22 protein-coding genes are annotated in these 21,241 nt (G+C 64.6%); 15 read left to right on the top strand and 7 right to left on the bottom strand.

All coding sequences use genetic code 11. The annotated features are described in order from the left end of the window. The first annotated feature begins 78 nt into the window (after positions 1-78). From KVP70_RS19480 to fdhD, 9 genes are all read left to right on the top strand, one after another. A complete protein-coding gene (locus KVP70_RS19480; protein WP_217943819.1) occupies positions 79-354 on the top strand; it encodes a hypothetical protein in 276 nt (91 codons plus the stop codon). Positions 355-367: 13 nt separating this feature from the next. After that, positions 368-1,543, top strand: coding sequence for a GGDEF domain-containing protein (locus KVP70_RS19475; protein ID WP_217943818.1), 1,176 nt, complete (start codon positions 368-370; stop codon positions 1,541-1,543). A gap of 123 nt (positions 1,544-1,666) precedes the next feature. Further along, positions 1,667-3,121 (top strand): Ppx/GppA phosphatase family protein, encoded by a 1,455-nt coding sequence (locus KVP70_RS19470; protein ID WP_217943817.1) that lies wholly within the window; start codon positions 1,667-1,669, stop codon positions 3,119-3,121. 15 nt (positions 3,122-3,136) lie between these two features. Further along, positions 3,137-3,931 carry a substrate-binding periplasmic protein gene (locus tag KVP70_RS19465; RefSeq protein ID WP_217943816.1) on the top strand — a complete coding sequence of 265 codons (795 nt, stop codon included), beginning with the start codon at positions 3,137-3,139 and terminating at the stop codon, positions 3,929-3,931. Further along, positions 3,885-6,575: an ATP-binding protein gene (locus KVP70_RS19460; protein WP_262311751.1), complete on the top strand. Its 2,691-nt coding sequence runs from the start codon at positions 3,885-3,887 to the stop codon at positions 6,573-6,575. The genes KVP70_RS19465 and KVP70_RS19460 overlap by 47 nt, the downstream gene beginning before the upstream one ends. Then, on the top strand, positions 6,572-6,949 hold the full coding sequence (locus KVP70_RS19455) for a response regulator (protein WP_217943815.1): 378 nt from the start codon (positions 6,572-6,574) through the stop codon (positions 6,947-6,949). Before KVP70_RS19460 ends, KVP70_RS19455 begins: the two co-directional genes overlap by 4 nt. 64 nt (positions 6,950-7,013) lie before the next feature. Next, positions 7,014-7,625 (top strand): hypothetical protein, encoded by a 612-nt coding sequence (locus KVP70_RS19450; RefSeq protein ID WP_217943814.1) that lies wholly within the window; start codon positions 7,014-7,016, stop codon positions 7,623-7,625. 107 nt (positions 7,626-7,732) lie between these two features. Further along, positions 7,733-8,506 (top strand): GNAT family N-acetyltransferase, encoded by a 774-nt coding sequence (locus tag KVP70_RS19445; RefSeq protein ID WP_217943813.1) that lies wholly within the window; start codon positions 7,733-7,735, stop codon positions 8,504-8,506. 53 nt (positions 8,507-8,559) lie between these two features. Further along, positions 8,560-9,378, top strand: a complete 819-nt coding sequence (gene fdhD / locus KVP70_RS19440) for a formate dehydrogenase accessory sulfurtransferase FdhD (protein WP_217943812.1) — start codon at positions 8,560-8,562, stop codon at positions 9,376-9,378. Here fdhD and KVP70_RS19435 read toward each other — a convergent pair whose 3' ends face one another. Then, positions 9,379-11,700, bottom strand: coding sequence for an FdhF/YdeP family oxidoreductase (locus KVP70_RS19435; protein ID WP_217943811.1), 2,322 nt, complete (start codon positions 11,698-11,700; stop codon positions 9,379-9,381). Positions 11,701-11,772: 72 nt separating this feature from the next. Here KVP70_RS19435 and KVP70_RS19430 point away from each other — a divergent pair, with 72 nt between their 5' ends. Next, positions 11,773-12,030: an ArsR family transcriptional regulator gene (locus tag KVP70_RS19430; RefSeq protein ID WP_217943810.1), complete on the top strand. Its 258-nt coding sequence runs from the start codon at positions 11,773-11,775 to the stop codon at positions 12,028-12,030. 112 nt (positions 12,031-12,142) lie between these two features. Here KVP70_RS19430 and KVP70_RS19425 read toward each other — a convergent pair whose 3' ends face one another. Beyond that, positions 12,143-12,538: a hypothetical protein gene (locus KVP70_RS19425; RefSeq protein ID WP_217943809.1), complete on the bottom strand. Its 396-nt coding sequence runs from the start codon at positions 12,536-12,538 to the stop codon at positions 12,143-12,145. 83 nt (positions 12,539-12,621) lie between these two features. Here KVP70_RS19425 and KVP70_RS19420 point away from each other — a divergent pair, with 83 nt between their 5' ends. The 3 genes from KVP70_RS19420 (at position 12,622) to KVP70_RS19410 (ending at position 14,307) form a co-directional block, all read left to right on the top strand. After that, positions 12,622-13,179 carry a cytochrome b gene (locus KVP70_RS19420; RefSeq protein ID WP_217943808.1) on the top strand — a complete coding sequence of 186 codons (558 nt, stop codon included), beginning with the start codon at positions 12,622-12,624 and terminating at the stop codon, positions 13,177-13,179. Between the two features lie 86 nt (positions 13,180-13,265). Beyond that, positions 13,266-13,733, top strand: coding sequence for a nuclear transport factor 2 family protein (locus tag KVP70_RS19415; RefSeq protein ID WP_217943807.1), 468 nt, complete (start codon positions 13,266-13,268; stop codon positions 13,731-13,733). 19 nt (positions 13,734-13,752) lie between these two features. Continuing rightward, complete coding sequence (locus KVP70_RS19410) at positions 13,753-14,307, top strand: TetR/AcrR family transcriptional regulator (RefSeq protein ID WP_229224935.1); 555 nt, start codon at positions 13,753-13,755, stop codon at positions 14,305-14,307. Here KVP70_RS19410 and KVP70_RS19405 read toward each other — a convergent pair whose 3' ends face one another. The 3 genes from KVP70_RS19405 to KVP70_RS19395 are packed head-to-tail and all read right to left on the bottom strand — an operon-like array spanning position 14,308 to position 17,887. Then, on the bottom strand, positions 14,308-15,096 hold the full coding sequence (locus KVP70_RS19405) for a transporter substrate-binding domain-containing protein (protein WP_217943806.1): 789 nt from the start codon (positions 15,094-15,096) through the stop codon (positions 14,308-14,310). A 47-nt stretch (positions 15,097-15,143) separates the two neighbouring features. After that, positions 15,144-16,331: a DUF1501 domain-containing protein gene (locus KVP70_RS19400; RefSeq protein ID WP_217943805.1), complete on the bottom strand. Its 1,188-nt coding sequence runs from the start codon at positions 16,329-16,331 to the stop codon at positions 15,144-15,146. Positions 16,332-16,342: 11 nt separating this feature from the next. Further along, positions 16,343-17,887 (bottom strand): DUF1800 domain-containing protein, encoded by a 1,545-nt coding sequence (locus tag KVP70_RS19395; protein WP_217943804.1) that lies wholly within the window; start codon positions 17,885-17,887, stop codon positions 16,343-16,345. 80 nt (positions 17,888-17,967) lie between these two features. Here KVP70_RS19395 and KVP70_RS19390 point away from each other — a divergent pair, with 80 nt between their 5' ends. Beyond that, positions 17,968-19,302 carry a hypothetical protein gene (locus KVP70_RS19390; protein WP_217943803.1) on the top strand — a complete coding sequence of 445 codons (1,335 nt, stop codon included), beginning with the start codon at positions 17,968-17,970 and terminating at the stop codon, positions 19,300-19,302. 28 nt (positions 19,303-19,330) lie between these two features. After that, positions 19,331-19,930, top strand: coding sequence for a YdeI/OmpD-associated family protein (locus KVP70_RS19385; protein ID WP_217943802.1), 600 nt, complete (start codon positions 19,331-19,333; stop codon positions 19,928-19,930). A gap of 154 nt (positions 19,931-20,084) precedes the next feature. Here KVP70_RS19385 and KVP70_RS19380 read toward each other — a convergent pair whose 3' ends face one another. Together KVP70_RS19380 and KVP70_RS19375 are read right to left on the bottom strand one after the other, a co-directional pair. Further along, on the bottom strand, positions 20,085-20,372 hold the full coding sequence (locus KVP70_RS19380) for a hypothetical protein (protein WP_008447145.1): 288 nt from the start codon (positions 20,370-20,372) through the stop codon (positions 20,085-20,087). Positions 20,373-20,553: 181 nt separating this feature from the next. Beyond that, entirely contained in the window at positions 20,554-21,237 is a 684-nt protein-coding gene (locus tag KVP70_RS19375) for an ABC transporter ATP-binding protein (protein ID WP_217943801.1), read from the bottom strand. Positions 21,238-21,241 lie beyond the last annotated feature (4 nt).

Raw genomic sequence — 21,241 nt, 5'->3', positions numbered from 1 at the left:
TTACAGAAGCAACATTTGTAGGTACATTGGCGATAGCATAGGCCAGCCCCTCCGGCGGCCTCCATGGAGACAGAGACGATGTTTTTAGACCACCCAACGCTTACCGCCACCAACAGCTTCACCGAACCCGACCGCATGGAGCGCCTGCTGCGCGTGTACGGCTACGTGGCGGCGCTGGCGGACGTGGCCGGCAAGCCGGCCTTTATCGAAAAAGTCAGCCAGCTGCACGACCACAAGGGCACGCTGATCGTGTTCTGGCACGACGCGCCGACCGACGACGAGAAGGCCTATTTCTCCCAGGCCTGGGCCAGCAAGATGGGCGACGGCAGCACCAACGTCGAGCACGAGGTCTGACCCGCCCCAGGTCATGGATATAAAAACTTTGGTACTGGCGCTGGCGCTGGGCAATCTGAGCCTGTGCGCGGCGCTGTTCTTTTTTGAGCAGCAGCGGCGCCGCGACGGCCTGCCTGCGGCCGCCGCCACCTGGGGCATGGCCAGGCAGTGCCAGGCCGTGGCCTGGGGCTTGCTGTTCCTGCGCGGCACGCTGCCGGACTTCCTGACCATTCCCTTCGCCAACGCCCTACTGTTCGCCGGTTACGCGCTGGACGCCTCGGCCTTGTGGGAGCAGGCCGGCCGCCGCGTCTGGCGGCGCTACCTGCTGCCGGCGCTGGGCGCGGCGATCGGCGTGTTCACCGGCGCCTGGCTGCTGGAGCTGCCGGTCGCCGAACGCATCGCCATCGCCTCGCTGATCATCGGTTTCTTCTTCATCGCCGGCGCCGCCGCGCTGGGCCGCGGCTGGAGCGCCGGCACCCTGCTGCGGCGCTACCTGGTGCTGTCCTCGCTGCTGCTGGCGCTGGCCGTGATGGCGCGCGGCCTGCTGACGGCGCTGCTGCCGGACGGCTGGGGCTGGGTGAGCCCGGCCATCATCCAGGGTGTCGGCATTGGCGCGCTGTACCTGATGATGCTGGGCAATGCTTTTGGCTATCTGTTGCTGACCCGCGAGAAACAGCAGGCCGAACTGGCGCGGCTGGAGGTGGTTGACGCCCTGACCGACGTGCCCAACCGGCGCGGCTTCTACCAGACCTTGACGCCGTGGATCGCGCTGGCGCGCCGGCCCGGCATGCCGACCGCGCTGATCATCCTCAACCTCGACCATTTCAAGCGCGTCAACGACAACTACGGCCACCCGGTGGGCGACCTGGTGCTCAAGGCCATGGTCGACGTCTGCAAAAAACAACTGCGCGACAGCGACCTGATGGGCCGCCTGGGCGGCGCCGAATTCGCCATCCAGCTGCCGCGCACCTCGCTGGAGGACGCGCTGACGGTGGCCGAGCGCATCCGCAACGCCGTCGCCGCGCAGCCGGTCAAGGCGGAAAAGGCCGTCATCAACATGACCGCCAGCCTGGGCGTGACCACCATCCGCGCCGACGACACCACCGTCAGCCTGTTCAAGCGCGCCGACGAGGCGCTGCAACTGGCCAAGCAGGCCGGCCGCAACCGCGTGGTCGAGGCGCAGGCCGGCGCCGGCGCGCTGGAAGCCTGATTTGCCACACCGCTGTCATCAGCCGGTAACAAACTGCGCCTATCGTGATTATAATCATGTAAATCGTTTAGTTTGATTCATCCGCGAGCCTTCGTTGCCGTTTGCCGAGAGAGGCTTCCAAATATGTACGCAGCAGTAGATCTGGGTTCCAACAGTTTTCGCCTCCACATCGGCAAGCATGACGGGGAGGCGATCCGCGTCCTGAAATCCGTGCGCGAACCGATCCGCCTGGCCGCAGGGCTGGACGCCCAAGGCAACCTGACCCCCGCCGCCATGCAGACCGCGCTGGCCTGCCTGAAAAACTTCCGCGTCGTGCTGGCCGCCTACAAGCTCGATGGCGTGCGCGTGGTCGCCACGTCGGCCATGCGGGTGGCGCGCAATGCCGCCGCCTTCCTGCCCGAAGCCGAACTGGCGATCGGCTATCCGATCGAGATCATCTCCGGCGAGGAGGAGGGGCGCCTGATCTACATGGGCGTGGCCAATGCGCTGGCGCTGCCGGGTGAACGGCGGCTGGTGATCGACATCGGCGGCGGCTCCACCGAGTTGATACTGGGGCGCGGCCAGGAAATCGAGCGGGTCGAGTCGTTCAGCGTTGGCACGGTCAAGCAAAGCCTGTCGTTCTTCATCGGCGGCCGGGTCGATTCGGCTTCCTACGAGGCGGCCATCCTGTCGGCGCGCAGCCATTTCGAGGATGCGGCGCCGCCCTACCATCCGCAGTACTGGAAGCAGTGCTACGGCTCGTCCGGCACCGCCCGCACCATCGCCGACATCATCGTCAAGAACGGCATCGGCCGCGAAGTCAATCTCGACACGCTCAACGCGCTCAAACAGCGCTTCATCGAATTCGGCCACGTCAGCCGGATCGAGATGGCTGGCCTGCGCCCGGACCGCGCCGGCACCATCATCGGCGGCCTGGCGATCCTGATCGGCCTGGTGCACGAGTTGGACATCCCGGTGGTGCAGCCGATCGAGGCCGGCCTGCGCATGGGCGTGATGTGGGACTTGCACCTGCGCTCGACCAAGCGTGACCGCCGCGAACAATCGGTGCAGGCCTGCCTGCTCAAGTTCCATTGCGACGAGCGGCGCGCCAACCGCGTGGCCGACGACGCGCTGGCGCTGTATATGCAGACCAAGCCGGCCGGCGAGCAGTACTCCCGGCACCTGTATTGGAGCGCGCTGCTGCACGAGATGGGCATGGTGGTGTCGCACACCGGCTATCACAAGCACGCCGCCTACATGATCGAGAACGCCGACCTGCCGGGCTTCACGGCACGCGAGCAGAAGACCATGGCGCGCCTGATCTCCGCCCACAAGGGCAATCTGCGTAAGGTGGCCGACGCGCTGGCGGAACCGGATTTCGTCAAGGCGGTGGTGGCGCTGCGGCTGGCGGTGCTGTTCATGCACTCGCGCATGGACATCGACTTCACGCTGATCAAGCTGCGCATGAAGAACCGCATCGAGCTGGAAATCCGCCGCGAGTGGATAGGCGACCATCCGACCCTGTCCTACTGGCTGGAGAAGGAGCAGGAGCAGTGGGATGAAGTTGGGGTAGACTTCAGCATACGCACCATCGGCTAAACTCTGGGGAGGGCTATGACGATCGACGGCATCTATCGCGGCTGCGCTGGAGCGTTGCTGGCGCTGTCGCTGGCGTCGCTGGCGTCGCCGGCCGGCGCCGCCGGCAAGAAGGAAACCGTGATCCTGTGCTTCGAGCAGCAGGACGTGCGCCCATGGCGCACCGAGCAGGGTGGCGGCCTGAATTTCGCGCTGCTCAAGATGGTGGAGCAGCGGCTCGATATCCGTTTCGATTACGAGGGCATCCCGTGGAAACGCTGCCTGGCCGAACTCAAGGCCAACGCCGTCGACGGCGCCTTCGCCGTCAGCTACAAGCCGGACCGGCGCGAGCTGGGCGAATACCCCGGCGGCCAGCAGATCGACGCCAGCAAACGCATGCACATTGACAGCTATATGGTGGTACGCAAAAAAGGCAGCAAGGTGGAATGGGACGGCAAGAGTTTTCATAACCTCGACGGCGCCATCGGCTTCCAGCTTGGCTACTCGGTGGGCGACGTGCTGCGCGCGCAGAACGTCGAAGTGGACGAGGGCAGCCAGCGCGCCGACGAACTGGCGCGCAAAGTGATCGCCGGCCGGGTGGCGGCGGCGGCCATCGGCGGCAGCGACGCGCATGGCCTGATGAACGGGCCGCTGGCGCCACAGTTGGAGGAACTGCCCATCCCCATCATCGAAAAACCCTACTTCCTGATCCTCTCGCACGGCATGCTGGCGGCGCGCCCGCAATTGGCGGAACGCATCTGGCACGCCATCGAGGAAGCCCGCAACAGTGCCGCCTACCGCAAGCTGGAAGCGGCTGAAGGAGTTCGTCATTGATGCGCCGGAGCCGGAGCTGAGCGGCGGCCCGCTGGCGCGCCTGCGCGGCGCATGGCGCCGCAACATCCTGCTGCGGCTGGGCTTTGGCATCTTCATCTCGGTGGCTGCGTCCACCGCCATCTACACCACCTACGTGATGCAGACGCTCAAGAGCGAGGCCGAACAAAACGTCCGCGAACGCGCCGAACGGCTGGCGGCGGTGCTGTCGCAGGCGCTGGCGCGGCCGCTGTTCGACATCAACAGCGCGGCCGTCTCCAGCGTGGTCGACGCCTCCGGCGCCACGCCGGAAGTGCTGGTGCTGCGGGTACTGGCGCCCAACGGCGCGGAGCTGGCCAGCTACGTCTCGCCGTTGCGCGAACCGGTGGCGGCGATCAAGGTGCATCGCGACATCAGCTTCACCGACGCCCGCCGCAGCTATCCGGTCGGCTCCATCGACCTGGCCTTTTCGCGCCAGCAGATCGACCAGGACCTGCGGCGCCAGATCTACAACACGGTGGCCGCCAACCTGCTGCTGGCGCTGGGCATTGTGCTGTCGATCTTCGTGGTCGGACGGCGCGCGGCGCGGCCGTTCGCCGACATCCAGACCGGCCTTGAAAAACTGACGCGCGGCGAGACCGACATCAAGCTGTCCGGCATCGGCCGCGAGGACCAGGTGGGCCGCCTGTCCGGCGCCGTGCTGCGCTTCCGCGACACCCTGACCCGGCTACGCGACGCCGAGCAGGAGCTGCGCGAGTTGAACAGCGACCTGGAACTGCGCATCGCCGCCCGCACCGGGGAGCTGACCAGCTCCATGCAGCAGCTGGGCGACAGCCAGGCCAAGCTGCAAACCATCCTCGACACCGCGCTCGACGCGGTGGTGCGCATGGACCTGGCCGGCCGCATCGTCGGCTGGAACGCGCAGGCCGAGCGGATTTTCGGCTGGAGCCGCGACGAGGCGCTGGGGCTGGCGCTGGACAAGACCATCATCCCGGCGCGCTACCGCTACGACCACCGGCGCGGCATGCAGCGCTACATGGCCGGCGGCGGCGCCGCCCCGGTGCTCGACGCCCGCATCGAAGTGGTGGCGCTGCGCCGCAACGGCGAGGAGTTCCCGATCGAACTGGCGATCACCCAGGTCAAGTCGGAAGGGCAGGACAGCTTCGAGTTCTGCGCCTTCATCCGCGACATCAGCGAGCGCCGCGAGCGCGAGCAAAAGCTGGTCAACGCCAACGTGGCGGCGGAGGCGGCCAACATCGCCAAGTCCGAATTCCTGGCCAATATGAGCCACGAGATCCGCACCCCGATGAGCGCCGTGATCGGCATGGCCTACCTGGCGCTGCGCACCGAGATGTCGCCCAAGCAGCACGACTACATCAGCAAGATCCACCGCGCCGCCTTGTCGCTGCTGGGTATCATCAACGACATTCTGGATTTCTCGAAGATCGAAGCGGGGCGGCTGGAGGTGGAGGCGATCCCGTTTGCGCTGGAGGATGTGCTGGCCCATGTCTCCAGCGTGACCGCGCAGCGGGCCGCCGACAAGCACCTGCGCTATCTGGTCTCGACCGCGCCCGAGGTGCCGCGCTACCTGGTGGGCGATCCGCTGCGCCTGGGGCAGGTGCTGGTCAACCTGGCCAACAACGCCGTCAAATTCACCGCCGAGGGCGAGCTGGAATTGCGCTGCGAAGCCAGTCGTGTCGATACCCAGGAAGGCAAGGCCACGCTGCGCTTCACGGTGCGCGACAGCGGCATCGGCATGACGCAGCAGCAGAAGGCGAAGCTGTTCCACGCCTTCAGCCAGGCCAACGGCTCGACCACGCGGCATTACGGCGGCACCGGCCTGGGGCTGTCGATTTCGCAGCAACTGGTGCGGCTGATGGGCGGGCGCATCGAAGTCGAGAGCGAGCCGGATCAGGGTTCGAGCTTCCATTTCGAGCTTCAGTTCGCGCTGTCCGACGTGGCGGCGGTGGCGGTGCAGGCGGCCGTGCACCAGGGGCCGGTGGGCGACCTGACGCTGCTTGCCTCGCCGCGCCGCGCGGCGCGCATACTGCTGGCCGAGGATAGCCCGGACAACCAGGACGTGACGGTGGAGCTGCTGGAGTTGCAGGGCATCGTGGTCGACGTGGTGGCCAACGGCCGTGAGGCGCTGGACCGCTTGCAGGCCGCCGAACCCGGCGCCTATGACCTGGTGCTGATGGACCTGGGCATGCCGGTGATGAACGGCCACGAGGCCACGCGCCTGCTGCGCCAGGACAGCCGTTTCAGCGAGCTGCCGGTGATCGCGCTGACTTCGCACGCGCTGGCCGGCGTGGAGGCGCGCTGCATGGAGGAGGGCATGCAGGACTACATCACCAAGCCGGTCGATCCGCAGCGGCTGTTCAGCGTGTTGTCGCGCTGGCTGGGGGTGTCGATGAAGGCGATCCCGCCGCTGCCGCCGCGCGCCGACGCGGGCCTGGTCGATCCGCAGCTGGCGCTGGCTGAGCTGCGCGGGCTGCTGGCGGACTTCAGCGGCGACAGCGTGGATTATTTCGGCAGCGTGCAGGCATCGCTGGCGACGCTGCTGCCGCCGGTGACCTTGACCCGCCTGGCCAGCCACATGATGCATTATGAATTCGAGGCCGCCGGAAAATTGCTGGCGGCGGTCGTGCAAGAACTGGAGAAACCATGAACGGAAAAATCAGCCGGTCGACTATCCTGATTGTCGACGATACGCCGGACAATATCACGCTGCTGTCCAATCTTCTGAAGGACAAGTACAACACCAAGGTCGCGACCAGTGGCGCAACGGCGCTGCAGATCGTCGCCGCCTCGCCGGTGGACTTGATCCTGCTCGACATCATGATGCCGGACATGGATGGCTTCGAGACGTGCCGCCGGCTCAAGGCCGATGCGCACAGCAGCGCCATTCCGGTGCTGTTCCTGACGGCTAAGAGCCAGTCCGAGGACGAGGCCAGGGGACTGGCTTTGGGAGCTGTAGATTTCTTACGCAAGCCCGTCAATCCCGACGTTTTATTTGCCCGCGTCGCTCTGCATTTGCGCTAGGACAAGCAAAAATACCGTAAATGATATATATTGTTTATATTGTTGATTAATAAATGGAGTTGGTATGAACAAATCTGTCAATGGCGTGCTGAATGGTAAAGAACCTGCGCTGCCGAAAAAACCTGTTGTGAAAGCGCCTGCCAAAGCAGCCGCCAAGCCGGTGGCCAAGGCCGCAGTCAAGCCAGCGGCACCGAAAGCCGCAGTCAAGCCAGTCGCAACGAAGGCCGTACCTAAAGCCGCCGCCAAGCCTGCCGCCGCCAAGGTCGCGCCGAAAGCAGCAGCTAAGGCCGCGCCTAAGGCCGTACCTAAGGCCGCCGCCAAGCCAGCGCCTAAAGCCGCCGCCAAGCCAGCCGCCAAGGCAGCTCCAAAGGCCGCCGCCAAGCCGGCACCTAAGGCCGCGCCTAAAGCCGCAGCCGCCAAGCCGGCGCCAGTGGATGCCGCCAAGGACAAAACCCGCAAGGAAAAACTGGTGCGCGACAGCTTCACCATGCCGGAGCAGGAATATGCGGTGCTCGGCCAGGTCAAGAAGGCTTGCCTGAAAGCCGGCTTCGAAATCAAGAAAAGCGAATTGCTGCGTATCGGCGTGGCCCTGATCAGCCAGATCGACCTTGCCACGCTGCAAAATGTGTTGGCAGGCCTGCCGCAGCTGAAGACCGGCCGTCCAAAGAAAGCCTAATTAAAAAACAACACTTCGGCACATGTCACGGAACTGACACCTCGATGTCATTTTCCTGAAGTATTCGACCGTTACGCTTGCTTCGTCTCCCACAGAAAGGATGAAGCATGCAAACTTCGATCATACAAGCCGACGTGCGAGCAGCGTCCGGTAAGCTGGTACTCAGTATGGCAAGCACACCGGAAGAGCTGCGCGAGGTACAGCGCTTGCGCTACAAGGTGTTCATCGAAACGATGGGATTGAGTTCGCTGGTCCGCGAGGATGGCCTGGACAGCGACGAATTCGACGAACACTGCGATCACCTGATCGTGCGTGATTCGAGCACGCTCAGGGTGGTGGGCACTTATCGCCTGCTGAGCGCATCGCGCGCCCGCAAGCTGGGCCGCGTTTATTCCGAAGGCGAGTTCGACCTGGGCCGCCTGAACAACCTGCGTGGCCGCATGGTGGAGGCGGGCCGCGCCTGCATCCATCCCGACTACCGTGGCGGCAGCGTCATCATGCTGCTCTGGTCCGGCCTGGCCGAATACATGCGCCGCGAGAACTGCGACTACCTGGCCGGTTGCGCCAGCATCAGCCTGGCCGATGGCGGGCATAATGCGGTCGCCGTCTACCAGTCGCTGGTCGGCGCGCACCTGGCGCCGTCCGAGTATCGCGTGACCCCGCACCTGCCGTTCCCGTTCTCGAAGCTGGAAGCCTCCCAGAAGCCGCAAGTACCGCCGCTGCTGAAGGGTTATGTGCGTTCGGGCGCCTGGATTTGCGGCGAACCGGCCTGGGACCCTGATTTCGAAAGCGCCGACCTGTTCCTGCTGCTGCCGCTGGCGAACCTGGATGGCCGCTACGCCCGCCACTATGGCGTGGCTGGCGAACAGCTGGCTGCCTGAGGTAGCGCCGCCCCGTGTAGAATAAGCCGTTGTGCTTATTCAGCGGGGCGGCGATGAAGTTTGAAACTGAGACGGAACGAACCGGATCGCAAGAGCGGTCCGTGTTGCGCCGTCGCGGCCTGGCGGCGCAGGACGCCAGCCGCAGCACCGACCGCGTTGCCGAAGAAGTCCCGGTGGCGCTGGTCGTCAATGGCATTTCGCATGCCGTCATGATGGTCACGCCGCGTGAGCTGGAAGCGTTCGCGCTCGGCTTCGCACTGACCGAGGGCCTGGTCGGCAAGGTCGCCGACGTCTTCGATATCGAACTGCGGGAACACGCGCGCAGCTTCGAAGTCGCCCTCACCATCGCCCAGGAAGATTTCATGCAGCTCAAGCAGCAGCGCCGCTCGATGGCGGGCCGCAGCGGTTGCGGCGTGTGTGGCATCGAGAGCCTGGAACTGCTGGATTTGCAGCCCGACCGCATCGCGGCGGCGGCGCTGCACGATGCGGATGCGCTGTCGCCGGCCATCGCGCGCGCGGCGGCGCAGCTGGGCGCGCACCAGCAACTGATGCATGCCACCGGCGGCGTGCATGCCGCCGCATGGTGCGCGGCGGATGGCGCCGTGCTGCGGGTGTGCGAGGACGTCGGCCGCCACAACGCGCTCGATAAACTGATCGGCCATTTGGCGCGCGACGGCGTGGACATGCAGCGCGGCTTTGTGTTCATGTCCAGCCGCGCCAGTTATGAGCTGGTGCGCAAGGCGGCGCGCATGCATATCCCGATGCTGGCGACGATCTCCGCCCCCAGCACGCTGGCGATCGACATCGCCGCCGAAGCGGGCATCAAGCTGGTGAGCTTCTGCCGCCAGGACGGCTGCGTCGAATATACCTAGCTATTCGGCCGACGACTGCTCCGCCGACAGCTGCAACAGCACCGGGATCGATTTCGAGGTCGGCGTGCCGGCGCCGTCGGCGGTGCTGTGCAGCGGGATCAAGCCGTTCGTCTCCGGGAAGTAGGCGCCCAGGCAGCCGCGCGGAATGTCGTATTCCACCAGCAGGAAGCGCTCGGCGCGGCGTTCCACGCCGTCGTCCCACACGCCGGTCAGGTCGGCCCACTGGCCGTTCTTCATGCCCAGCAGCGCCAGGTCCGCCGCATTGATGAACACCACGCGCCGCAGGCCGAACACGCCGCGATAGCGGTCGTCCATGCCGTAGATGGTGGTGTTGTACTGGTCGTGCGAACGGGCCGTCATCAGCGTCATCAAACGCTCGCCGTGCAGGGCGCGGGCGCGGTGGATGGGGGTGTCGGTGTCGACCGCGTGCGGCACGAACTGCGCCTTGCCGCTGGCGGTGCGCCACTCGCGCTCGCGCGAGGCCACCTTCAGATGGAAGCCGCCGGGCCTGGCCACGCGCGCGTTGAAGTCGTGGAAATCGTCGAACACGGTTTCGATGGCGTCGCGGATGCGGGCGTAGTCGCCGCCGTAGCCCAGCCAGTCCACCTTGGCGCTGCCCAGCGTGGCGTGCGCCATGCGGGCGGTGATCATGGTCTCGGACAGCAGGTTGCCGGAAGCCGGCGTGTTCATGCCGTAGGACAGGTGGACCATGCTCATCGAATCCTCCACCGTCACGCCCTGCGGCACGCCGGCCTGCATGTCGATCTCGGTGCGGCCCAGGGTCGGCAGGATCAGCGCGTCCTTGCCGTGCACCAGATGGCTGCGATTGAGCTTGGTGGCCACGTGCACCGTCAGGTCGCAGGCGCGCAGCGCGGCGAAGGTCAGCGGGGTGTCCGGCGTGGCCATCGCGAAGTTGCCGCCCATGCCGAAGAAGACTTTCACTTTCCCGTCCAGCATGGCCTGGATGCTTTCCACCGTGTCGTAGCCGTGCGCGCGCGGCGGCTCGAACGCGAACACCCGCTGCATGCGGTCGAGGAATGCCTTGGTGGGCTTTTCCTCAATGCCCATGGTGCGGTCGCCCTGCACATTGGAGTGGCCGCGCACCGGGCACAGGCCGGCGCCGAGGCGGCCGATGTTCCCGCGCATCATCATCAGGTTGGACAGCATCTGGATCGTCGCCACCGCGCCCTTGTGCTGGGTCAGGCCCATGCCCCAGGTGCAGATGACCTTCTGGCCTTTGATGTAGATCTCGGTCAGCTCGTCGATCTGGGCGCGCGGCACGCCGGATTCGGCCAGCAGCTGGTCCCAGTCCTGGGCGCGCAAATCCTGTTCGAAGGCCTCGTAGCCGCTGGTGTGGGCGGCGATGAAGTCGCGGTCCAGCAGCGAGGCCTGGCCGGCGGCCAGCGCGGCGTCGTCGCGTTCGACCAGGCGCTTGGCGACAGCCTTGATCAGCGCGAAGTCGCCGCTCAGCTTCGGCTGCACGAACATGCTGCTGATGCTGGTGCTGGAATTGGTCAGCATCTCCATCGCGTGCGCGGGGCTGGTGAAGCGTTCCAGGCCGCGCTCGCGCAGCGGGTTGATCGAAACGATGGTGGCGCCGCGCTTGGCGCAGTCGCGCAACTCGCCCAGCATGCGCGGGTGGTTGGTGGCCGGGTTCTGGCCGAAGATCAGCAGCGTGTCGGCGTGCTCGAAATCCTCCAGCGTGACCGTGCCCTTGCCGACGCCGACGGTGCCCGGCAGGCCGCGGCTGGTGGGCTCGTGGCACATATTGGAGCAGTCGGGGAAGTTGTTGGTGCCGTACATGCGCACGAACAGCTGGAACAAAAAGGCCGCTTCGTTGCCGGTGCGGCCGGAGACGTAGAACGTGGCCTGGTTCGGATCGGGCAGGGCCGTCAGGTGGCGGGCGATCAGCGCGAAGGCGTCGTCCCAGGCGATAGGCAGGTATTTGTCGCTGGCGCTGTCGTAGACCATCGGGTCGGTCAGGCGGCCATGTTGTTCGAGCTGGTAGTCGGATTGCGCCAGCAGCTCGGCCACGGTGTGGGCGGCGAAGAAGTCGGGGCGCGCGCGTTTGCTGGTGGCTTCGGCCGCCACCGCCTTGACGCCGTTCTCGCAGAACTCGAAGGTGGACGCGTGTTCGCGGTCCGGCCAGGCGCAACCGGGACAGTCGAAACCGTCCGGCTGGTTTTGCTTGAGCAGCGTCTTGTAGTTGCCGCCGCTGACCTTTTCGCGCACCAGATTAATCGCCACCTGCTTCAACGCGCCCCAGCCTGCGGCGGCGTGTTGATACGGTTCGATGCGTCCTTCGGGTTTCGTCTTCTGCATGCCTTGTTCCGGTAGTTCCTGTTGAGCGGAGTATAGTGCAGAATTGTGTTTTTGAGCTCACGGGTGCGCAGCATGGATGAAGAGGTAATGGCCGCGCTGGTCGGCGTGCTGGAGGCGCTGTGGCGCATCAACGCGGAGTGGCCGGACAAGCCCTGCACGCTGGCCAAATTGAGCAAGCAGTCGGAGCGGCCGATGTCGGTGCTGCGGCGCCAGCTGACCATGCTGGTCGATGCCGGCTGGGTCGAGCTGCGGCTAGAGGAGGGTGGCGTCGCCGGCGCCGTGCTGCTGACCGATAGCGGCCGGCAGCTGGGCCGGGAACTGTTCGCCTGAACGTGTTGGCCTAGACGCGCTGGCGCTCGCGGCGGCGCACCGCCAGCAGATCGCTCGGTGGCTGCGGCAGGTGCAGCACTTCCTCCACCGCCCCGGTGAGCAGATTGCTGCGCTAGATCAATTGGGCGTCGTTGTCCGAGGCCATGTAGAGCCAATCGCCGACCACCTTGGCGCCCTGGATGCGGCCCAGCGACTTGTCCAGCGTGTGCGTGTGGCTGAAGCTCCAGTCGCTCAAATTGTAGACATTGATGGTGTTCCCGTCCTGCCACTCCTTGCCGTAGCCGAAGCCGCGCTTGGCGTCCACCGCGACCCAGCTGGCCAGGGCCTTGTCCGGATTGGCGGGCGTGCCGCCCAGTTCAAAGCTCGTGCCGGTGTAGCTCAGGTCCGACGCGTTAAACAACGCCACATGTGGTTTGGTGTAGCCGGAGGTAGAATCAAGCGACACGTAGATGATGCCGTTGTAGTAATCGATGTCGCCGACCAGGACCAGCAGGGCAGGGATGCGCATGACTTCCTCCGTTATCAGGTTTAATTGTTTTTATGGCAATCACGCATTGTGACCGGCCCACGACTAAACGTTGAGGAAACGATATGGACAAGCAAATGAACGTAGCGCCGGCTGCTGATCGCAGCTGGAAATATCAACGGCCGGCGATCTGGCTGCACTGGATCTCCGCGCTCCTGATCATCGGGCTGCTAGGCGTGGGCTGGTACATGATGTCGATTGAAGACGAGCCTGGTAGCGGCTGGTATTTTGCTCAACACAAATCCTTCGGGCTGCTGCTTTTCGCGCTCGTTCTGGTTCGCCTCGTTTGGCGTATCACACACAAGCCTGCCCCCTTGCCGGACAGCGTGCCGCTTTGGCAAAGAAGACTGGCAAGCCTTGCCCAGTGGCTGCTGTACGGCTGCATGGTGGCCATGCCCATCGTCGGATTGCTGGGCGCACTCCATACCAAGCGGGGTGTCGCTTTATTCGGAATGCAGCTCCCCACCGGCATAGTTCCCAATCATGACATCGCGGAGCAGTTTTTTGATGTCCATTCAAGCCTGGCGGTCGTCTTGACAAGTCTGATTGTCCCCCACGTGCTTGCAGGCCTCAAGCACCTGCTGCTGGACAAAGACCGGGTCTTTTATCGCATCTGGTTCTGAATAGAAAAATCCGCTTGCAATCGCTCAGGGCGAGGATTACACTTTGCTTGTACCGATCGGTACAAACAACTTGACGAGGTAATCCCATGACACGACCACCCCTGCCGCCGTTCACCCGTGAAACCGCGATCCTGAAAGTCCGCCTGGCCGAAGACGGCTGGAACAGCCGCAACCCGGAAAAGGTCTCGCTGGCCTACACCGAGGACTGCCGCTGGCGCAACCGCGCCGAATTCGTCACCGGCCGCGCCGCCATCGTCGGCCTGCTGTCGCGCAAATGGACGCGCGAACTCGAATACCGGCTGATCAAGGAATTGTGGGCATTTGAAGGCAACCGCATTGCAGTTCGCTTCGCCTACGAATACCATGACGACTCCGGCCAGTGGTATCGCGCCTACGGCAACGAGAACTGGGAATTCGCCGAGGATGGCCTGATGCGCCACCGCCTGGCCAGCATCAACGAAGCGCCGATCGCGGCGGCCGACCGCAAGTTCCATTGGGACCTGAACGGCCCGCGTCCGGCCGATCATGCGGGCTTGAGCGAGTTCGGATTTTGAATGATTTAAGAAAGTAGCTATGGCAAGAACGATGGTCGAACGCGGCGACGTGATCCCGCTGCTGGCGGAAGTTTTCCGGACTTACGGATACGAAGGCGCGAGCCTGTCCCGGATTTCCGAAGGCACCAAGCTGGGCAAGGGGAGCATGTATAACTTTTTCCCCGGCGGCAAAGACGAGATGGCCGACGCCGTGCTGGCCGAGATCGACGGCTGGTTCCGCGACCAGGTGTTCCAGCCGCTGCGCAGCGCCGACGATGCGGCCGAGGGGATAGCGCGGATGTTCGTCGCGGTCGGCCGTTACTTCGAGTCGGGCCGCAAGGTGTGTCTGGTGGGCGTGTTCGCGCTGGGCCATGAGCGCGACCGCTTCACGCTCAAGGTGCAGGGCTACTTTGCCGAGTGGGTGGCGGCGCTGGCCGATGCGCTGGAGCGCGCCGGCCGCGACGTCGACACCGCGCTGGCGCTGGCCGAGGACACGGTCGGCGGCATCCAGGGCGCGCTGGTGCTGGCGCGCGCGGCCGGTGAGCCGGAACTGTTCATGCGCGCGCTGGAGCGCCTGCAGCGCCGCCTGGCCTAGTTACTTCTTTTGGCTCTTCGCCAGTTCCTCCAGCGCTTTGCGTTGCGTGGCCTGGAAGGCAGGCGTGCGGCGGATGCGGCCGATGGCGTCCCACAGCTGTTCCACCAACTGCGGGTTGGCCTGGTAAAAGCGGTGCGACGTGCCGAGGAAGTAGGGGGCGTCGGTGAAGGGAACCGGCAGCTCCTCGATCTTGCCGGCGTACTGCGGCAAAGCCAGCAGCTCGCGGCCATGGTATTCGGTGCCGACCGCGACGTCGCTGCGGCCCGCCAGCATCTTGACGAAATTGGCTTCCATCGTCTTGCCGCTGTTGTCCATGCCGATCTCCAGCGCTTTCAGGCGGTCCTGCAGCATCGCCATGCCGAAAGGGACCAGCACCGGCGTGCTCAGATGCGCGAAGCGCCGGCCATCCCACTCCGTCTTGCTGCCGACGCGGCGAAACACCGTCGTGCGGCCGTTGCTGACCGCGCGCGCCGCATCGATGCCGGCGCCGCGCATCGGGTAGACGAAGACCGGGGCTAGCGACGGCGAATAGGGAGTGTAGGGAAAACCGTCGGCGATGTTGTTGCGTACCTCTTCGCGGCAGCGCGTCAATGGCGCGACATGGTATTCGACAGCGATGCCGACTTCCTGCGCGGCCTGGCGTATCAACTGGTCGACTACGCCGGTGGCGTCGACCGTGATGAAGGGGGGATTGCCTGACTCCATGGTACACAGGTGCAGCGTGACGGCGCCGGCCAGGCAACATGGCAGAAAAGTTAAAGCGAGCGCTGAAACGGCAAGGCGAGTCATGTCGATCTCCACCGGCGGGTGGCCCATTCTACATGACGGCGTTGCGCTCAGACCAGCCCGATATCGTGCCCCTTGGCGCCGAAAATGTGTTCGACCTGCGCGGCATTGAGGCCGTACATGCGCGACAGCAGGCCACCGAATATGGCGCGGTATTCGTTGAGCACCGGGTAGTCGCGGTTCTGGAACAGCGTGGCCTGTTCCAGCCGCACCTGCTCGCCGCGCACCTTGCCGCCCTGGACGCCGCCGCCCAGCACCCAGTAGACGGTGCCGTGTCCGTGGTCGGTGCCGCGGTTGCCGTTCTCGCGGAAGGTGCGGCCGAATTCACTGACGACGATCACCACCGTGTCCTTCCAGTCTGCGCCCATCTCCTGCGCGAAGCCGGCCAGGCCGCGTCCCAGCTCGTCCAGCCGCCCGGCCAGGTAGCCGGTGGCGCCGCCCTGGCCGACGTGGGTGTCCCAGCCGCCGACGTCGACGAAGCCGATGTTGTATTTGTCCTTCATCAGCTTGGCGATGCGGCGCGCTTCCAGCTCGAAGCCCTTGGCGGTGATGGCGTTGCGGTTGGCCGCATCCATCTCGCCGATCATTTCCTTCATCACGTCCTCGCGCACCGCGAAGCCGTCTCGCACCTGCTGCGACAGGGCGCTGCCGTCGTACATGGCGGAGATCAGCTTGGCCTGGCGGGCGTCGACAGAGGGCTTGGCGATGGAACGCAGCGCCATGTTCGGCAACTGCACGCCGCCCTGCATGATCAGCGGCAGCTGGTCGGTGAAGGAGATGGCGCTGGCGCGGTCGGAGGTCAGCGTCTGGGCCAGCCGGTTCAGGAAGCCGGAGCGGTAGTCGCGCGTGCGGTCCAGCGCCTGTCCGAGTTCGATGCTGTCCTGGGTTTCGAAGTGGCTGCGCGAGATGTCCTCGGTGCCGGCGAACGGCACGAACGCCGCCTGGCCGGCCGTGAACAGCGGGTAGATGCTGTCGCGCAGGGCGGGGTGCAGGCCCCAGTCGCCATCAATCGGCAGCGCGGAATTGAGGTCCGCGCTGGGCTTGGGGATGGCGATGTTGGGTCGCACCTGGTAGTAGTACTGGCTGGAGATCGGCACCAGCAGGCTGGTGGCGTCGTAACCGCCGCGCATGAAGACGAACAGCAGCCGGGCCTTGCTGGCCGGGGCGGCCCACAGATTGCCGGCCATCGCCGGCAGCGCCAGCGCGGACAGGGATTTGAGCAGGGTGCGGCGTTTCATGGCGCGAGTCCTTAGCGGTGCATCAGTTCTGGGGACGACAGCAGGAAGGTGTTCCATTCCTGCGGCGAGGTGGCCTGGTCCAGCACCTGGCGGGTGGCGGGGGCGATGGTTTTTTGCAGCGACTGGTAGTACAGCGCGTTGGCCAGTTGCGGGAAGGCGGCGCGTTCCTGCGCCTGCGGGCCGTCGGTCTTGAACAGGCCCGCGCTGCCGGAGCCGATCGCCTTGGCGATCTCGAAGCGCGTGGTCATCTGGCCCGGACTGGCCCAGCCGGACTGCGTGAGCTGGTAGCCGTCCGGCGTCTGGCGGCCGTACAGCGGCTCGGCCATGCGCGTGAGCCAGTACAACATCGGCCCGGTGTTGAGGACCACCTTGTCGTCGTAGGCCAGGCGCACGGCCGACACCACGTAATGCGCCGGGTCCTTGAATTTGTGGCCGAGCGACTGCGCGAATTCGGCCGACGTGAACATGGTGCGCACCACGGCGGCGATGTCGCCGTCGGTGGACAGGTAGGTGGCCGACATGCGCTCCACCAGCGCCGGCGGCGCTTCGTCGGCGACGAAGTAGAGCGCCAGCTTGCGGCTGATGAAATGCGCGGTGGCCGGATGGCGGCTCAGGCGGTCCAGCGCTTCGTCCACTTCGGCCAGGCCGCGTCCCTTGACGGTCTGGCCGAGGAATTCCTTGTTGCCGTAGTCGTGGCGGTTCGGGTTGAATTCAAACAGTCCTTGCCGCAGATACTGCGCCTGCAGTTCCTTCTTCACGTTGGGCGCGGTGGCGCCTAGGTTGACGCCGACGCCGGTCAGGATGCGCGCCAGTTCCTGCACATCGCGCTGGCTGTAGCCGCCGTCCACGCCCAGCGTGTGCAGCTCCATCAGCTCGCGCGCGTAGTTTTCGTTGAGGCGGCCGGCGGCGTTCTGCTCGTTGTCCAGGTAGCGGATCATGGCCGGATGGCGCAGCGTGGCTCCCAGCAGCTCCCGGAACTTGCCCAGCGCGTGGGCGCGCGCCGCGGTGTCCTCGTAGTCGCCGACCAACGCGCGCAGGTTGCTCTTGCCCTGGTGGACGTTGAAGTGGTTCATCCAGAACCACGTCATCTGCTCCTGCAACTGGTTGGGCGAATACAGATCGCGCAGCAGCGAGCGCGTGGCCGCCTCCCTGGCGATGCGATTGAGCTCCTGCTGGTAGGCCTGCTGCGCGGCTTTCTTCTCGTCGTCGTTGGCGATCTTGTCGGCGTCCTTGCGCTGCTGGTCCAGGTCCTGGTTCAGCTGCACCAGCGTTTTGCGGGTGATGGTCATGGCGTCGATCTGCGCCTGCGCGGCGGCTGGCAGCCGCGCGGCGACAGGGTGCAGCTGCTGCTCCAGCCAGGCGTCGTAGCCGAGTTTTTCGGCCTGCTGGTAGGTGCTCAGGTTGACGCCCCAGCTGACGCGGTTCAGCGCTCCGCTGAGCTGCTCGGGCTTGACGGCGGACGGACCACCGGCGCCGTTGCCGGTGGCGGCGCAGCCGGCCAGCATCAGCAGGGCGCCACAAGCGGCCAGTAAATTCGGCGTGGTGCGAGGTCTCATGAGTTTTTGTGTAAAAAATGTTGTCTTAAATGATAAGCCCGTCTAGCATGAGTTTTTTTACTGACATCAGACGAGTACCCATGAATCGAATTCAGTTGCTGGCCCTGTTGGCGCTGGCCTATGGCGCCAGCTGCCAGGCTGCCGTCACGCTGCAAGTCACGACGTCCGTGCATCACGAGCCGCTGAAGTCCGTCACCAAGTCGCCGGCCGACAGCAAGTCCACACTCTACGTCACCCTGGCCGACGACTACATTACCGCCCAGTCAGACAGTGCGACGACGATATATGATTTCAAGAACCGGCGGCGCGTGGTACTCGATGGCGCAAGTAAAACCTATGTCGACTATTCGCTGTTCGACACCGCCGGTTTCCGGGTCTTTGAAATGCGCAACCGCATTGGCATGAACGCCATGCTGGCCAAGCTCAATTCCGAGTTGAAGCCTGCCCGCAAGGTGGACCTGGAACAGGAGCTGTCGCTGGCCGAGGACAGCGCCACCGTGATCGACGCCTCCACCAGCGGCGACGCGCTGAAATTCTCCAGCGGGGGCAGTCCGCTGGCCCAATGGAGCAAGCATGGCGCCAAGGTTGGCGCGCGCGACGCGGCGCACTTCGCGCAGCTGCTGCGCTACACCCAGTCGGTCCATCCGCAAGTGCTCGCCAGGCTGGCCGAAGGCGGCCTGATTCCGGATAGCCTGAACTTCACCGTCAACACGGCCATGGGTGTCAGCACGGTCAGTGTCAGCGTGGAGCAGGTGCGGAGCGCTACGCCGCCGGCCTATACGCTGCAAGGCTACACGCCCCGCCAGGCCGCGCCGCCGCAAGGCGCGATCGAGGCGCTGCTGGACCGCATGGCGGCGCAAACGCCGGAACAACTGGCCGCGCTGCGCGCCGCGCACCCCTGCGACACCGAGGCAAATTATCGCGCCGACCAGCTGCTCGACACGATGCTCGGCCGCTTGGAGTGTACGCTGTCGACCGGCGCGGCCATGCTGCCCTTCACGCCTGCGCAGCTGGAGCAGATCCGCGCCAGCACCCCGGTCAGCCTGGCCTTCAGCGCCACCAGCGTCAGCAAGCAGGAAGACTTCGCGCCCGCCGCGGCGACCTTGTCCGGCTTGCGCAGCCAGGCGCCGCGCAAGGCTTATGTGCTCAAGCTCATGGAAGCCAACAACCGCGCCAGGCTGGGACAGTACAAGGAATGCGACCAGCTGTTTGGCGAGGTGCTGGAGGCCAATCCGGTGCTGGGCGGCGCGTGGAAGGACATGGGCGACCTGATGATCATGCGCTTCGATACGCCCAGCGCGTGGCGTAGTTGGGACATCGGCCGCCGCATCGCGCCGACGCTGCCGAATTTCGCCTTCGTCAACCAGCTGGAGGGCGAAATCGCCAAGCGCCAGCCCGAGTATTTGGTATATTGAGGCAAACAACAACCAGCCGAGCATCATCATGCCCACCATCGATCCGCGGGTTGACGCCTACATCGCCAAGTCCGCCGAATTTGCGCAGCCCATCCTCAAGCACCTGCGCGCCGTGGTGCACGAAGCCTGTCCCGACGTCGAAGAGACGATGAAATGGAGCTTCCCGCACTTTATGTACAAGGGCATGATGTGCGGGATGTCGGCCTTCAAGGCCCACTGCGCGCTGGGTTTCTGGAAGGGCGAGCTGTTGATGGCCGATGAGGCCAACCGCGAAGCGATGGGGCAGTTCGGCCGCATCGAAACGGTCAAGGACCTGCCGTCCAAGAAAATCCTGACCGGCTACATCAAAAAGGCGATGAAGTTGAACGACGACGGCATCGCCGCGCCGGCCCGCGCCAAGCCCGCCGAACCGCGCCCGCTGCTCATTCCCGCCGATTTCACCGCAGCGCTGCGGGCGGTGCCGGCGGCGCAGCAGCACTTCGAGGCCTTCAGCCCAAGCAAGAAACGCGACTACGCGGAATGGATCGCCGAGGCCAAGACCGAGGCCACCCGCACGCGCAGACGCGAACAGGCCGTCGAGTGGATTGCCGAGGGCAAGGCACGCAACTGGAAATATGAGAAGTGCTGAAGGGACGGACTGGGACTGGAAAACAGTGTGTGGGGGAGGCGTTACCGTAAGGGATAATGCAGCGTTCAGCGGGGTTTGGGCTGTACGCAATGTGCATTAGAGGGCGCCGGATACCGCATGCCGGCGCCTGGCATGGCAAGATCAGCTGGGCTGCTCAATGCATAGACGCGGTCGACAGATCCTTCAATTCCCGTATGCTGATATCTGACTTTTCATGCATACGCAGCAAGATGGTAGCCCCGACGGCCAATTTCCGGTGTCGGATCTTGCTGATGATGGGTGGCTGCACCTCCAAAACTCGGCAAAGTTCCGCGTCGTTTTTCAGGTTCATCTTTTCGATCAAAGTATCAAGAAGCTTGTTCGGAACAAAACTGGATGGTTCCAGCGCCCGAGCGCGATTCATGGCTTCGATCAGTTCCAGCTTTTTTTGCCGTACGTTCATGATTGCTCCTCCTTTGCTCAAAACGTGAAAAAATATTAACGTTTCCCGGCAAGGCCAGCGTCCACACTTTTTTGGTCTGAATGTGGTACGCAACTCAACATTCTTGATAACCATGCAAGTTAATTTCAATAATACTACGCGGAGAACAGAATGGGAGGGTTTGATAAAAAAATTATCTTGTTTATTGCTTAAACGTGTTGACGATTGTTGTTTCTTGTATGCCTGATTTTGAAAGTTGTAGGGTTTTGTCTGTCATCTCGGCCGCCGCCTGCGAATGGGTGACCATGATCGCGCAGGCGCCGGTGGCTTTGATTTCTCGTCGGAGCAGGGTCAGGATGCTGTGGGCGGTATCCGGATCGAGATTGCCGGTCGGTTCGTCGGCCAGCACCAGGGCCGGACGGTGCACCAGCGCGCGGGCGATCGCCACCCGCTGCATTTCGCCGCCGGATAGTTGGTGGGGGAAGTCGGCGCCGCGGCCGCCGAGGCCCACGGCCTCCAGCATTTCCGCCGCGCGTCCGGTCGGCAGGCCGTTCAGCAGCAGCGGCAGGGCGATATTTTGCAGCAGCGTCAGGTGCGGCAGCACATGGAAGGCCTGGAAGATGAAGCCCATGCGCGCGCGCCGCAGTTTTGTGGCGGCGTCGTCGTCGAGGCCGGACATCGGCACGCCGTCGACGATGATGGGCGAGTCGCCCGGCACGGCGTCCGGCGTATCGAGGCCGGCGATCAGGTTCAGCAGCGTCGATTTGCCGACGCCGGAATCGCCCATGATGGAGACGAATTCGCCTGCCTTGAAGTTCCAGGACAGGTTGGACAGCACCGGACGGCCGCTGGCATAGGACTTGGACAGGTTATGCAGTTCGAGCATGGGT

Source organism: Duganella violaceipulchra (genome assembly GCF_019166075.1).
GTDB lineage: Bacteria > Pseudomonadota > Gammaproteobacteria > Burkholderiales > Burkholderiaceae_D > Rugamonas > Rugamonas violaceipulchra.
This window is presented reverse-complemented; position numbering and strand designations above follow the sequence as displayed.